Here is a 12433-nt window from a genome sequence, read left to right as displayed (position 1 = left end):
TTGACCCCGCTCTCAGAGAGGCTGGTTGGGGTGTCGTTGAGGGCAGCCGTATCCTCGTCGAGCAATCGGCAAATAAGATCACCGATGGACGCATCATCGGCCAAGGACGACGCAAGGTTGGCGCTGAAGGCGGACTACATTCTGCAATACCGCAACAAGCGACTGGCAGTGATCGAGGCGAAAGCCAGAGACCTCAACTACACCGAGGGAGTAGGCCAAGCGAAGGACTACGCTGGGCGGTTCAACATCCGCTACACCTACTCCACCAATGGCCTAAAGATCTATGGGATCGACATGGACGAGGGATCGGAAGGCGGCGTTGAGCGATTCCCCACTCCTGAAGAACTCTGGGAGATGACCTTCCCGACTCCACAGGAATCCTACAAAAAGGAAATCACCGAGTGGAAGTCGAAGTTCGAGTCCATCCCCTTCACCCTCTTCAAAGGCAAGTATCTCCCCCGCTACTACCAACACGTGGCGGTCGAGAAGACGCTCGATGCGATTGCGGCGAAGAAGGATAGGATCTTGCTCACCATGGCGACAGGCACAGGCAAGACAGCAACTGCCTTTCATATCTGCTGGAAACTCTTTCACGCCAAGTGGAATCTCAAACGCGATGGCATCCGCAGCCCAAGAATCCTTTTCCTAGCCGACCGCAACTTACTCGCTGACCAAGCATTCAATGCCTTTGGCGACTTCGATGACGATGCCCTAGTACGGATCACTCCCAAGCAAATAAAGAAGACCGGCAAGGTGCCTACCAACGGCAGTATCTTCTTCACCATCTTCCAGTCGTTCATGGCTAACGATGCCTCAGAGAACGACGAGGAACAAGCGATGGAAGAGTCAGACAGCACGGACTCCACAGCCTGCCTCCGTGCGGCTGAGGGTGAAATGGAATATGGAGCAAAAAAAGCGTCTGACTCGGCGGCTTCAGTAGAATCCTACTTTGGCCAATACGCCCCAGACTTCTTTGACTTCATCATCATTGACGAGTGCCACCGAGGTGGTGCCAACGAGGCGAGCACCTGGCGTGCAATCATGGAGCACTTCTCACCTGCTGTGCAACTAGGTCTCACCGCCACGCCAAGACGCGATGTCAATGCCGACACCTACAACTACTTCGGAGACCCAATCTACACTTACAAGCTCAAGGACGGCATCAACGATGGCTTCCTCACCCCCTTCAAGGTAAAGCAAATCTCCACCACCATCGATGACTACACCTACACCAACGACGACGTGGTTCAGGATGGTGAGGTCGATGCCGGCAAAGAATACACCGAAGGTGACTTTAACCGAAATATCGAAATCACAGCACGTGAAGCCTATCGGGTGAAACTCTTCCTGAATGAGATAGATCAGAACCACAAGAGCCTCGTCTTCTGTGCCACCCAGCGCCACGCAGCAATGGTGCGGGATCTAATCAACCAACACTGCGATAGCAAAAGCCCTAACTACTGCCACCGAGTGACCGCAGAAGATGGCGACATCGGCGAAGGCCACCTCCGAGACTTCCAAGACAACGAGAAAAGCCTGCCAACCGTGCTCACCACTTCCCAGAAACTCAGCACCGGCGTCGACGCACCAGAGATCCGCAACATCGTGTTGCTCCGCCCCGTCAAATCGATGGTCGAGTTCAAGCAGATCGTCGGACGTGGAACCCGCCTCTTCGAAGGCAAAGACCACTTCACCGTGTTCGACTACGTCGACGCCCACGAGCACTTCAAAGACCCAGCATGGGACGGTGAAATTGAGGAGCCAGAAACACCGCCTGAGCCGAAAGAGAAACAACCATGCAAGAACTGCGGTGAAAGCCCTTGTGTCTGTGAAAAGCCAGAAGCTGAATCCTGCACCGAGTGCGAAAACGATCCATGCACCTGCGAGCAAGGCCCACGCCGCATGATCAAGATCCAGCTCTCCAAAGGCAAAGAGATCGCTATCGACTCGATGATCCACACCACCTTCTGGAGCGCCGACGGATCAATACTCTCATCCGGAGAGTTCATCCAACAACTCTTCGGCGACATCCCCCACTTCTTCAAAAATGAAGAAGAACTTCGCCAACTCTGGAGCACACCAGGCACACGCAAAAAGCTACTCGATGAACTCAGCGAAAAGGGCTACACGGAATCCCAGCTAGAAGAACTCAGAAAGCTAGTCCACGGCCAAGACAGCGACCTCTTCGATGTCCTCAACTACGTGGCCTACCACAAAGACCTAGTCCCAAGACTCGAGCGTGCCGAGCAAGCAATGATCCAGATCAAGGACTACGACCCCAAGCAACAAGCCTTCCTCAACTTCGTCCTCACCCAATACGTCAAACAAGGCGTCACCGAGCTAGACGACGCCAAGCTAGGCGAACTCCTCAAACTCAACTACGGAGCCATAGCCGACGCCAAACAAGCCCTAGGCCCCATCCCCACCATCCGCCAAACCTTCATCGGCTTCCAAGAGCATCTGTATAAGGGAGACGTGGCGTAGGAAGAAGAATGTTCACAAAACACAAAACTATTTTAGCTCTCGAATAATCAGTTTACAGCCTCTCTTAATCATTTTCTTGAAAAATCCACTAGGCGAACTTAGTATCATATGATACCGAATGCCAGATGGATATGAAAACGCCTTCCAACAATGCCACCGCGCCCCAGCCACAAAGAGCTTACAAAAAAGCTCAACGCAGCTCTCGATTGTCTCAATGAGCCAGATCGACCACGAGTACTTATTGACAAAAGTACTGTCAGATCACAGATCGCAACTAACATTGAGAGACTTGATCTATATAACGATGAACAATACTGGAATCTTGTCACACGCTGCTTAACAACAGCACTACAAGATCCAGAAGCCACATACACAGGACGAAAGCCCCCAGAAATGTGCAACTCCGTCAAAGCACTAAAGAACTGCGAAATGTTCGCCTTTAGCGTTTACGACTAAAAAATAGAAAAAACCGTCTACACCAAGTTCGCCATTAAAAAAATGAGTAATGGCACAGAATGTTACGGACACATCACCTGTCACGAAGATGAGCCAAAATAAACTTACACTACCACCTGAGTGCTTCGCCTGCGGCGAAGAAACCGAGTGGAAACTTACCAGCGGCAAAAAAGAGACTATGGAGGTCAAAGGCGAAAGCTACAAGTACCTACTAGCTCTTACTGCTGCACAAAGTGTCATTATGAGCTAATGACACCAGCACAGCTTAAAACTGACACTTTGACTGCTATAGCTATGTACCAACGCAAGCATGGGCTACTAACTGCAGCAGAGGTAAAAGAGCGACGCAAAGCTCTCAAGATGAGCCAACCCCGGTTCTGCGTCCTAGCCAAAGGCGTCGAAGAAGCTAGCCTTAAGAGATTAGAAGCCGGTCAACGAGTACAGAACGAAAGCACCGACGTAGCTATTCGTACAGCTCTCGACACTTTAGAAGCTCAACAAAAGAGCTTTGAAGTCATCTGCTTTGCAGCCGCAAAAGTAGAACTAAGATCCCAGTCATGGGGTAAATCCCCAGCTCTTAAGAGCGTAGGTCTGGCTGCAGGGCTAATACTTACAGCTACCAACCCGCTAACTATGCCAATACGCCATAAATTTGAATCTGATGGTTGCTTGTCGACACAGCATTCAGACTGCATGAACTTTGATATGGAGGCTCAATCATGTTAAGCGCCATACAACTGCTGTCTCATTCGTTTAGCAAGATTGAGCTGAACGCTACCGATGCAGAAAATCCAGACGGTGAACTCAATGGCAGTCATGTTCTCTCCACTCAAAAATCTGAAAGTGAAGAACATGTCTGGCTAGCTAAGTTGTCAGTCGAGTTTCATAATGCCGATGAAACCAATCCTGCTCCCTATAAAGGCAGTTTTGAAATCATCGGTAGATTTCAACTGCACCCTGAATTTCCAGCAGAGTCTAGTGAGAAAATGATCGCAATGAATACTGGCGCTATCCTCTACGGGGCCGTGCGCGAGATGATTATATCGCTGACCTCTCGCTCTCTTCATGGTTCTGTTCAGATTCCAACGATCGACGCTCGCTCATTCATTCCAAAAGAAGACAAGCCGTCCGAATAACTTTCGAAGGAACACCTAACACCAAAGCCTCGCTCTTCTATGAAGACGGGCCTTTATTTGTAACTGAGGTCAATCCCGACGAAACCGTGATCGGCTTACACTAACAAAAAACTGGCCTGACCCTTAGCCTAATACGCCGTCTATTGCGGCTATTTGTGAGAAGGTGAGATCTTGCGTAGCCTATTCAATGCCTTCAGGCTTCACCATGTTCATGCTTATCTCGTTGATCTTGTGCAACTCGGCTTTGAGTTCTGGCGTTAACTCGATGGCTTTGGTCTCTGTCTTGATCGCCCCACCGCCCGCGCCGGTGGTCTCTTGCTGAACCTTATCGCCGAACATTCGAGGCATAATCTTCGAGATAAAGAACTTGCGGGTATTGATGCGTTCACGTTCAGCCATCACTCTTGCGGTTGCTTCTCCTGTACCTGGAGCACATGTGGCCTTGCTTGGAATATCATCGGCTATGATGAGCATTTCTTCAAATAGGTGCCACGCCTGATTCTCCCTAGCAGCCTTGTACGAGTCCCTAAACCCCTGATGCCCGTCCTCAGCAATCCACCGATAGACGGAAGTAGTAGAAGGCATTTCAAGCCGTGAACAGTACTCACTAGCGTCTTCCCACTGGCGAGTTCATCGCAAATCTGACTTCCTAGAGCTTCAGCGTATTTGGTCGGCCTTCCGTTCTTCATGATAAGACCAGCATAAACAACATCCTTTCATTGTCCCTCTTCAACCTAGGTCCCAATTTTGCGCGTCTATCATTTACACTGGATCATCCACCCTCTCACAACACTTCATGACTAAACGTGAAATCACTATTGGCGCTGCAATGTTAGCCGTTGCAAAAATAGAGGCCTGACCCGAATGGCACGGACTTAAGGGGAGTTATCGGCGGTTTAGCTGTTAGGAAAAGCCTGTCTATGATTCCTTAATATGTGAACAAAATATTACCACTATTAGACAGACTAACTAAGCTAAAACCTATGTAATCCTTTCATTTATAAAGGATCGTTAAATTTCTTCTCGGTCTATGGAGGGGCATCGCGTGGAAATATAAAAGCCCCCTCACCCTTCAATAGAGTCGATAACAAGCTCAATCAGACAAGCTTTTTTGATTCCACACGCGGCTTGCTTGCTGCTAGGTCGCGGAGCCACGGGGATTGCTGATTTCCATCGCCTTACCTCCCCAATTTCCAATCGCCCGCCAGACTACCAGACTACCAACCCACTCTCTGCCCACCACCACAACAATCAAAACCACAACAGTTCACGTCCAGCTATTAGAATGTTAAGCAATTATTCCGCATCTAGAATCGCCCAAATCGATTGTGGGAGTTGATCGCCCCTCTAGGGCTATTTTATGGTGAATGTTCCTAGCATCTATTAGACAGACTCACATAGAAACACAGACTAATAGAGAGAGAAAGTCTCGCCAATCGCATGTTCCATAGAGGATTAGAAAAATCATGATCCTTCTATAAGCCGCTACCCCCTTCACCCTTCACAACTCACACAAATAAAGAACAGCACCTAGGAATCACTCCAAGGTTGAACTTCCACGAACGAGTGCTAAATCATTCACATGCGCACATTGATCAAGAATGCACTCAAGAGTGCACACCCAGCAGATTCAATCACAGTCAAAGGATGGGTGCGGACCCGCCGCGACTCCAAAGAGTTTTCCTTCATCGAGCTCAATGATGGGTCGTGCCTCGGGAACCTCCAATGTATCGCAGATGCTGGAATCTCAGGCTATGATGACATTCACAAAATGAGCACCGGTGCCGCCGTCGGCATCACTGGTCAACTGATCGAATCTCAAGGCAAAGGCCAGACCTGGGAAATCCATGCCAGCTCGCTCGAACTCATCGGTGAGTCGCCCAGCGACTTCCCTCTGCAGAAAAAAGGTCACTCGCCCGAGTTCCTGCGCTCTATTTCCCATCTACGTCCGCGGGCAAATCTTTACGGCGCAGTATTTCGCATGCGCTCACGCCTGTCAAAAGCGATCCATCGCTTTTTCGACGAGCAGGACTTCACTTACGTCCACACACCAATCATCACCGACTCTGACTGTGAAGGTGCTGGCGAGATGTTCCGCGTGACGACTCAGCAGCAAGGGGCTGCTCCGAAGCCTGAAGAAGACTTCTTTGGTAAGGACACCTACCTCACTGTTTCGGGTCAGTTAGAAGGTGAAGCATTTGCCACAGCACTCTCTAACGTTTACACATTCGGCCCTACTTTCCGTGCGGAAAATTCCCACACCACCCGCCATGCTTCAGAGTTCTGGATGGTCGAGCCTGAGATGGCATTCTGCGATCTCGAGGGAGACATGGACCTCGCTGAGGAATTTGTGAAATATCTAGTCAAAGACGTGTTAGACAACAACGAAGGTGACCTAGAAATCTTTAACAAATTTGTCGATAAAGGCCTGCGCAAGCGTCTAGAATTCGTCGCTGAGCGTCCATTCCAACGGGTAAGCTACACCGAGGCCATCGATATCCTGTTAGCTTCTGGTCAGAAATTTGAATACCCAGTCGAATGGGGAGTGAACCTGCAGTCTGAGCACGAACGTTTCCTCACTGAGGAACATTTCAAATGCCCTACGACAGTCTACAACTACCCTAAGAGCGTGAAGCCCTTCTACATGCGTACCAACGACGACGGCAAGACAGTCACCGCCATGGACGTCCTAGTGCCAGGTATCGGTGAAATCATTGGTGGTGCGCAGCGTGAGGAACGTCTCGATGTGCTCCAAGCGAACATGAAGGATCACGGTCTTAGCGAAGAAGACTACTGGTGGTACCTCGACCTACGCAAATACGGCACCTGCCCGCACGCTGGCTTCGGTCTAGGTTTCGAGCGCATGCTGATGTTTGTCACCGGCATGAAAAACATCCGTGACGTCATCCCCTTCGCAAGAACACCAGGATCATGCGAGTTTTAGGCGGGGACCTCTGAGCCTCAGAACTAACAATCCTCATCCGATGGGGCTGATTTACCAGTCTCATCGAGAAGGATATTCAGCGCCCCACCAGAGATGTAAGCCTCGCGGACAAGAGCAACCAATGAAACAGCCATCAAGCTCAGAGCTGTGGCAAAAAACACCGTACCCGAGCCGCGAAAGTCATAGAGCATCAGCCCCATTGATGTAACACAGAGAAATAAACTCAACGCACCGCTCACCTGCATCCAGCGAATTAGTTTCAGCCGGCGGCGTAGGTTAGTGATCTGCGCTAACAGAGCTCTATCACAGTGTTCTGGCGTATGAATCCAGTCTGTATGCAGTTTGCGAATCAGCGCCGAGAGTGCTAGAAATCGGTTCGTGTAACTCAGGAAAAGTAAGCTCACTGCCGGAAACAGTAAAGCGGGTGTGGAAATATCAATTGTCATCTTCGTTTTTCATTCTCCTCTGCTTCAATAATCTTAAATTGCTCGCCGAAGAACTGACGATTCATCAGCTTCGTTGGCTCCAACTGTGCGTCATGTACCTCTTGTTTAAGTGGAGTGATTCGTACTTCGGTCTCAACTTCAATCTCTGCAGATAAGAAATAATAGAAAACTAGCAACCAGCTCATGGTTTTCAAACTAGATCTCCATATTATTTTCGTCCAGAAATATGAGTAAATAAAAAATTCTACCTCGTGAAATAGTACTCCGCAGTTGTAGAGTACACAATGTCGCGCTCTACAAATTCACTCTGGTTTCACCTACTCGCTGTCGTCTAGATCATGTTTTCTGCCGAGGTAAACCCCCACAAATCCCCAGATGAGGGTCACAGCTGCACCCACACATAGAATGGGTGTGAGCCCGAGTTTGAGCCCCCCTTCACCGAGCAATGTAATCAGCCAGATCCAGAAAACATCGCCGCCACAGTAAACCGCGACATCAATGATGGGTTTTGTTTTGAAACGAGCCTCCCGATCCACTGCTGTGTATAAAATTTCACGCGCTGGCCGGGTAATAGCGTAGTTCCCTGAGCGCCGAACTACCTGCAGTGCTAGTACCAACATAATCGCGGGATTCATACTAACTAGAAGCAACAGGCTGCAGATGACAAAAGGAACCAGCGAAAGTGTGGTCGGCATACCAAATCTTCTAGCGATCCTGTTAGTAGCAAACATGCCAATCACAATGGTCAGGATGTTGGTTGCCAGCTCGACACTTCCAAGCAATTGCTTCCGATCTGCACGTGAGTAGTCTGTCAAAAGCTCCTTCTGAGCGAAATAGAGAAAAGCCGAAGCTCCTGTGAACAGGAAAATAAAAGCGGCAATGCCCACCAAACGCTTGTGTGTGATAAATTCCTGAAATCCTGAAAACGGGTTGGCACTGAGTCGGGACCGTTTCACCTTCCCTTCTTTTTTGGCAAACTCGCGGTTCAAAATGGCGATTAAAGGCAAGGTGAGCAGCAATACTCCAGCCGTAACCAGCAGAATGTTTTCTTCGTTGATCCTATGCCTAAATAGCAAGATCATCGCCGGCCCAAAAATCGCGCCAGCGCTCGCACCTGTATTGATGAAGCCGAAGATACGTTTTCCTTGCCCCTTGTCATAGTGCTGGGAAATAAAACTTCAGAATACAGAAATATGAAACAAGGAGAACACACTGCTCCAGACATAGAAAACTTTTCCCAAAGTAGTGACTTCAATCACCTTGCCCTGAAAAGCTGCATAAATGCCTAGAAAAGAAGCGGCAAAAAAAACAAAAACACTGGGCACCAAAATGCGTAGCGGCACAAAGGAGGCGCACAGATTATAAACAGATACCGCAATGGTAGAAACAATGAAGGTGTAGGTCCATTGCTGAGCCAGACTCACGTCTCCCCAGTCGCTAGGCAGTGCGTCACGCACTGGCTTCATAATCATATATGAAGCCATGAGCACAAAAATAAAGAGAAAGGAGACCAAGACTCCCTTGATTTCTGACGGCTCAACCTGGGTGAGTTTGCTAAAGAAGTTATCCTGCTTAAACATGGAATGGTCCAAAATTTAAAATTGAAAAGACGGCTGTTACCAAGGGCGAGCAGAGCCATCGTAAAACCAGAAACCGCCGTGATGTTGAAGAGTGAGCGACTCTATGAGAGTTTTCACCTTTTTCATACTCTCCTCAGGCTTGAGATTTGCCCACTCCGTGCCCATATCCGTTTTGTTGTGACCAGGAGCAATGGACACCACAAGCATCCCTTTGAGAGCTGTATCCGCAGACAGAGTACGCGTGACCATATTTAGAGCAGTTTTACTGACCCTATACCCATAGGCTGCCCCCCAGGTCTGGCATTCAATATAGCCGATCGAGTGGACATATTGATGACTTTAGGATTCTGGGAATGACGTAAGTTCGGGAGTAGTGCTTGCGTAACAAACAGCGGGCCTAGGGTATTGACACTGATGCAGCGGGTCATTTCTTCGCGGGTGAGCTTCTCAATATTATCTGGTTTTTCCGTCATCAGTTTGGGACCGAAGTATCCCGCGTTGTTGATGAGGATATCGATCCTTCGTCCCTTGAGAGTTTGCCGCATAGCCGCGATGTCTTTCTCACTGGTGACGTCAAGCTTGATGATTGTGGCTCCAGTAGCTTTGAGATCTGTCGCTTTTTCAGGCTTTCTCGCGGTACCAATCACCGTGTAGTCATCCGCGACAAAGTGCTTCACCAGCTCCAACCCGAGCCCCCTGTTTGCCCCTGTGATAAGCACAGTTCCTTTTTCTCCGCCCATAGCTATTGAACTCGTAATGAGTAATATAAGAGCATTCTTTAAGATGTATTTCATCGCTGTCATGACAAAAAAATACAGCATAAGCACACATCCACAATCAACATTCCACAGGAAACAGCACCAATACATGTAAAAAAACAACATCGACACATTGTGGGAAAACATTTAGAAAACACCACTTTCTATGCTAAATCTTCAGGATAAAGACATCAACTCCTCCGTCCTAGAACGTTATCAAATTTCAGGGGACGACAGTGACGAAAGACTGGTTGGACACCCTTACTGTCAAACATTGAAGCGTTACAGCATCGCACATCTGGGATACATGACGACTGGAGCTCCCTATGAACTTACTAGAATCCATCAATCAGGAAGCTGCCTCATCGCGACGACAAAGGGAGAAGGCGTCGTCTACACCGAAGGTAGCTGGAAAAAATTACCACCGGGAACCGCCACATTGCTACCACCATTTTCTTTTAACTCGATTAAAGCAGTGGAAGGAAAAAGCTGGAGTTTCACGTGGGTAAAATATCTCGAAAGCGAGGAATCTCAACCTATTGCCACCGCACTTTCTCCCATCATGGGTACATTTGAAACTGAACCATTTCTTCATGCAATTCTAGGTTTCTATAAAGAACTTGAATCAGCGGACTTCTCTGCTGTCTCAGGGTTATGGATCGAACTCATCCACAAATACGTGCGCGACTTCGCCAAACCAAAAGTAGAAGACCCACGCCTGTGGAGACTATGGTCAGAGATTGAAAAAAATCTTCAACAGCCGTGGAAAGTCTCAGAAATGGCCGCCATCTCATCCATGAGTACAGAGCATCTGAGACGACTATGTAAGAGACAATTCAACCGTAGCCCAAAGCAGCAACTGGCATTCCTCCGTATCAGAAAAGCTCGATACTCCTCGGTGCAACCCAACTAAAAATTGAAACCATCGCTAACGCTGTAGGCTACTATGACTCGTTTGCCTTCTCCAATGCTTTCAAACAACACACTGGCTGCCGACCATCCGAAGTCAGATGATCAGGCTGTGCTGTGTGGTGAGATCGATAGTCACTATCTAACTGAAATATTGGGGGTGCAACTCGGTAGTTTCTATGCCATCTGTAGTAGATGTAACAACATATTCACTTAACACGAAAAATAATTCGGGATCTACTAAACTACTTACAAGTAGGCCGCACTGGGATATTGCGCTCGGCAAAGTAATCTTTGGCTTCCCCTACTGTGTGTTGGCCGAAGTGGAAAATGCTGGCGGCCAAGACAGCATCAGCTTTCCCCTGTTCTAACACGTCTACCATATGCTGCAGATTTCCTGCACCACCACTGGCGATGACCGGGATTCCGACGGCTTCGCTCACTGCTGCCGTGAGCTCAATGTCGTAGCCATCTTTTGTGCCATCGGCATCCATGCTAGTAAGGAGAATCTCTCCAGCTCCACGGTTATAAACTTCTTTAGCCCACTCCACAGCGTCAATGCCCATTGGCTTTCGACCACCGTGAGTGTAGATCCCCCATTTTCCTGGGCCTTCTTTTTTGGCGTCGATAGCACAGACAATACACTGGCTGCCAAAAGCTGTAGCCCCTTCATCGATCAAACCTGGATTTATAATCGCTGCGGTATTGATCCCCACCTTATCGGCACCAGCAAGAAGCATCTCACGCATGTCTTCCACTTTGCGAATTCCACCACCCACAGTCAGCGGGATAAAACAATGCTTAGCGGTGCGGCGCACGACATCTACCATCGTGTCACGGCCATCGACTGATGCTGTGATATCGAGGAAGACAAGTTCGTCCGCTTCTTGTTCGTTGTAAGCGATCGCACATTCCACAGGGTCTCCAGCGTCGCGGAGGTCGACAAAATTGGTTCCTTTTACCACGCGACCATTGGTCACATCCAAACAAGGTATAATTCGCTTAGCGAGCATGCGGTGAAGTAAAACTGCATTTGCGCCGAGGTCAATCCGATATCCTCATTGCCAGCCACCAAGTTTCGCGTTTTTAGCTGACTTTTCCAGCAGCCTCAGTTTTTTCAGCTGAAGTTTTATATTCCCTCCACCTGGCATAGTTGCAGGTTTAGTGTGAATCCTCGCGTAGCCCATTTCAATCAAGAGTTCGTGCAGAAAGACCTGTTTCCCATGGTGCTCGATCACGACAAAGGCATAACGCCGCTCAGGGCTAAAGACATGTTCCCAACGAGTGATCACTCTAAATGGCTTACGAGCTAACAAGTCGACAACAAAACGTTTTCCTTTCGCACCAAGGTCGGTAGTCGTCTCGCGATCAAGTCCACCGAAGTAGGTTCCCTGTGCATGAATTCTCTTGCCATTGGTATCGCCATTAGCGTATTCCCGATACCTACTCTCGGGGGCATCCACGTAGTAGAGACGAAATTCAGTTTCTCCTTTTGGGTGCTTCACAAAAAAGCTATCGCCATCATTTCGCCTATTTTTGATCAGCGAGCAGCCATTTAGCACCTCGTAGTCATCAGTAACTACGAGCTCGGAGGCATCACTCAGGCCTTGCTCTACTGGAATCTGATAGAGATTGGCCTCTCTCTGATAGAGCCACGAGGAGACGGCGACGAATAGCAAAATCAGTACCCAACTCGTAGTATTCACTTTCTTAACCATGG

16 protein-coding genes and 1 pseudogene are annotated in these 12433 nt (G+C 48.8%); 8 read left to right on the top strand and 9 right to left on the bottom strand.

What is annotated here, in order from left to right:
- Nucleotides 1–84: 84 nt before the first annotated feature.
- From hsdR to BSZ32_RS14950, 5 genes are all read left to right on the top strand, one after another.
- Nucleotides 85–2484, top strand: a complete 2400-nt coding sequence (gene hsdR / locus BSZ32_RS14970) for an EcoAI/FtnUII family type I restriction enzme subunit R (protein WP_206018874.1) — start codon at nucleotides 85–87, stop codon at nucleotides 2482–2484.
- A 150-nt stretch (nucleotides 2485–2634) separates the two neighbouring features.
- Nucleotides 2635–2940, top strand: a complete 306-nt coding sequence (locus BSZ32_RS14965; RefSeq protein WP_105044163.1) for a hypothetical protein — start codon at nucleotides 2635–2637, stop codon at nucleotides 2938–2940.
- Between the two features lie 49 nt (nucleotides 2941–2989).
- The gene (locus tag BSZ32_RS14960) at nucleotides 2990–3190 is read left to right on the top strand and encodes a hypothetical protein (RefSeq protein WP_105044162.1); all 201 of its coding nucleotides are present in this window, start codon (nucleotides 2990–2992) and stop codon (nucleotides 3188–3190) included.
- Nucleotides 3190–3666: a hypothetical protein gene (locus BSZ32_RS14955; RefSeq protein WP_105044161.1), complete on the top strand. Its 477-nt coding sequence runs from the start codon at nucleotides 3190–3192 to the stop codon at nucleotides 3664–3666. Before BSZ32_RS14960 ends, BSZ32_RS14955 begins: the two co-directional genes overlap by 1 nt.
- Nucleotides 3660–4076: a hypothetical protein gene (locus tag BSZ32_RS14950; RefSeq protein WP_105044160.1), complete on the top strand. Its 417-nt coding sequence runs from the start codon at nucleotides 3660–3662 to the stop codon at nucleotides 4074–4076. Before BSZ32_RS14955 ends, BSZ32_RS14950 begins: the two co-directional genes overlap by 7 nt.
- A 180-nt stretch (nucleotides 4077–4256) precedes the next feature.
- On the opposite strand, the pseudogene BSZ32_RS14945 reads toward BSZ32_RS14950, so the two are convergent.
- Nucleotides 4257–4673: pseudogene (locus BSZ32_RS14945) on the bottom strand (terminase small subunit-like protein); the annotation flags it as partial.
- A gap of 985 nt (nucleotides 4674–5658) precedes the next feature.
- On the opposite strand from BSZ32_RS14945, the gene asnS reads away from it, so the two are divergent.
- Nucleotides 5659–7020: an asparagine--tRNA ligase gene (asnS, locus tag BSZ32_RS14940; protein WP_206018873.1), complete on the top strand. Its 1362-nt coding sequence runs from the start codon at nucleotides 5659–5661 to the stop codon at nucleotides 7018–7020.
- 23 nt (nucleotides 7021–7043) lie between these two features.
- Here asnS and BSZ32_RS14935 read toward each other — a convergent pair whose 3' ends face one another.
- The 6 genes from BSZ32_RS14935 to BSZ32_RS14910 form a co-directional block, all read right to left on the bottom strand.
- Entirely contained in the window at nucleotides 7044–7466 is a 423-nt protein-coding gene (locus BSZ32_RS14935) for a DUF2721 domain-containing protein (RefSeq protein WP_105044157.1), read from the bottom strand.
- Nucleotides 7463–7651, bottom strand: coding sequence for a hypothetical protein (locus BSZ32_RS14930; RefSeq protein WP_105044156.1), 189 nt, complete (start codon nucleotides 7649–7651; stop codon nucleotides 7463–7465). Before BSZ32_RS14930 ends, BSZ32_RS14935 begins: the two co-directional genes overlap by 4 nt.
- Before the next feature lie 132 nt (nucleotides 7652–7783).
- Entirely contained in the window at nucleotides 7784–8638 is an 855-nt protein-coding gene (locus BSZ32_RS14925; RefSeq protein ID WP_105044155.1) for an MFS transporter, read from the bottom strand.
- Between the two features lie 6 nt (nucleotides 8639–8644).
- Nucleotides 8645–9046: a hypothetical protein gene (locus BSZ32_RS14920; protein ID WP_105044154.1), complete on the bottom strand. Its 402-nt coding sequence runs from the start codon at nucleotides 9044–9046 to the stop codon at nucleotides 8645–8647.
- 36 nt (nucleotides 9047–9082) lie between these two features.
- Entirely contained in the window at nucleotides 9083–9295 is a 213-nt protein-coding gene (locus BSZ32_RS14915) for a Rossmann-fold NAD(P)-binding domain-containing protein (protein ID WP_105044153.1), read from the bottom strand.
- A 2-nt stretch (nucleotides 9296–9297) separates the two neighbouring features.
- Complete coding sequence (locus tag BSZ32_RS14910; RefSeq protein ID WP_165788879.1) at nucleotides 9298–9840, bottom strand: SDR family NAD(P)-dependent oxidoreductase; 543 nt, start codon at nucleotides 9838–9840, stop codon at nucleotides 9298–9300.
- Nucleotides 9841–9970: 130 nt separating this feature from the next.
- Here BSZ32_RS14910 and BSZ32_RS14905 point away from each other — a divergent pair, with 130 nt between their 5' ends.
- A complete protein-coding gene (locus tag BSZ32_RS14905) occupies nucleotides 9971–10717 on the top strand; it encodes an AraC family transcriptional regulator (RefSeq protein WP_105044151.1) in 747 nt (248 codons plus the stop codon).
- Nucleotides 10669–10818, top strand: coding sequence for a helix-turn-helix domain-containing protein (locus BSZ32_RS20640; RefSeq protein WP_105044870.1), 150 nt, complete (start codon nucleotides 10669–10671; stop codon nucleotides 10816–10818). Before BSZ32_RS14905 ends, BSZ32_RS20640 begins: the two co-directional genes overlap by 49 nt.
- 140 nt (nucleotides 10819–10958) lie before the next feature.
- Here BSZ32_RS20640 and hisF read toward each other — a convergent pair whose 3' ends face one another.
- Together hisF and BSZ32_RS14890 are read right to left on the bottom strand one after the other, a co-directional pair.
- Nucleotides 10959–11726: an imidazole glycerol phosphate synthase subunit HisF gene (hisF, locus tag BSZ32_RS14895; RefSeq protein ID WP_105044150.1), complete on the bottom strand. Its 768-nt coding sequence runs from the start codon at nucleotides 11724–11726 to the stop codon at nucleotides 10959–10961.
- A gap of 45 nt (nucleotides 11727–11771) precedes the next feature.
- The gene (locus BSZ32_RS14890; RefSeq protein WP_105044149.1) at nucleotides 11772–12431 is read right to left on the bottom strand and encodes a hypothetical protein; all 660 of its coding nucleotides are present in this window, start codon (nucleotides 12429–12431) and stop codon (nucleotides 11772–11774) included.
- Nucleotides 12432–12433: the final 2 nt, after the last annotated feature.

This window comes from Rubritalea profundi, from assembly GCF_002954445.1.
In the GTDB taxonomy this organism is placed as follows: domain Bacteria; phylum Verrucomicrobiota; class Verrucomicrobiia; order Verrucomicrobiales; family Akkermansiaceae; genus Rubritalea; species Rubritalea profundi.
Note: the sequence above shows the minus strand (reverse complement) of the source record. Positions and strands in the feature narration are given on the sequence as shown.

What these genes read in the sequence shown, in the direction of transcription:
- hsdR (WP_206018874.1), top strand. Translation starts at nt 85, where the DNA reads ATGGACGCATCATCGGCCAAGGACGACGCAAGGTTGGCGCTGAAGGCG.
- BSZ32_RS14965 (WP_105044163.1), top strand. Translation starts at nt 2,635, where the DNA reads ATGCCACCGCGCCCCAGCCACAAAGAGCTTACAAAAAAGCTCAACGCA.
- BSZ32_RS14960 (WP_105044162.1), top strand. Translation starts at nt 2,990, where the DNA reads ATGGCACAGAATGTTACGGACACATCACCTGTCACGAAGATGAGCCAA.
- BSZ32_RS14955 (WP_105044161.1), top strand. Translation starts at nt 3,190, where the DNA reads ATGACACCAGCACAGCTTAAAACTGACACTTTGACTGCTATAGCTATG.
- BSZ32_RS14950 (WP_105044160.1), top strand. Translation starts at nt 3,660, where the DNA reads ATGTTAAGCGCCATACAACTGCTGTCTCATTCGTTTAGCAAGATTGAG.
- asnS (WP_206018873.1), top strand. Translation starts at nt 5,659, where the DNA reads ATGCGCACATTGATCAAGAATGCACTCAAGAGTGCACACCCAGCAGAT.
- BSZ32_RS14935 (WP_105044157.1), bottom strand. Translation starts at nt 7,466, where the DNA reads ATGACAATTGATATTTCCACACCCGCTTTACTGTTTCCGGCAGTGAGC.
- BSZ32_RS14930 (WP_105044156.1), bottom strand. Translation starts at nt 7,651, where the DNA reads ATGAGCTGGTTGCTAGTTTTCTATTATTTCTTATCTGCAGAGATTGAA.
- BSZ32_RS14920 (WP_105044154.1), bottom strand. Translation starts at nt 9,046, where the DNA reads ATGTTTAAGCAGGATAACTTCTTTAGCAAACTCACCCAGGTTGAGCCG.
- BSZ32_RS14915 (WP_105044153.1), bottom strand. Translation starts at nt 9,295, where the DNA reads ATGGTCACGCGTACTCTGTCTGCGGATACAGCTCTCAAAGGGATGCTT.
- BSZ32_RS14910 (WP_165788879.1), bottom strand. Translation starts at nt 9,840, where the DNA reads ATGAAATACATCTTAAAGAATGCTCTTATATTACTCATTACGAGTTCA.
- BSZ32_RS14905 (WP_105044151.1), top strand. Translation starts at nt 9,971, where the DNA reads ATGCTAAATCTTCAGGATAAAGACATCAACTCCTCCGTCCTAGAACGT.
- hisF (WP_105044150.1), bottom strand. Translation starts at nt 11,726, where the DNA reads ATGCTCGCTAAGCGAATTATACCTTGTTTGGATGTGACCAATGGTCGC.
- BSZ32_RS14890 (WP_105044149.1), bottom strand. Translation starts at nt 12,431, where the DNA reads ATGGTTAAGAAAGTGAATACTACGAGTTGGGTACTGATTTTGCTATTC.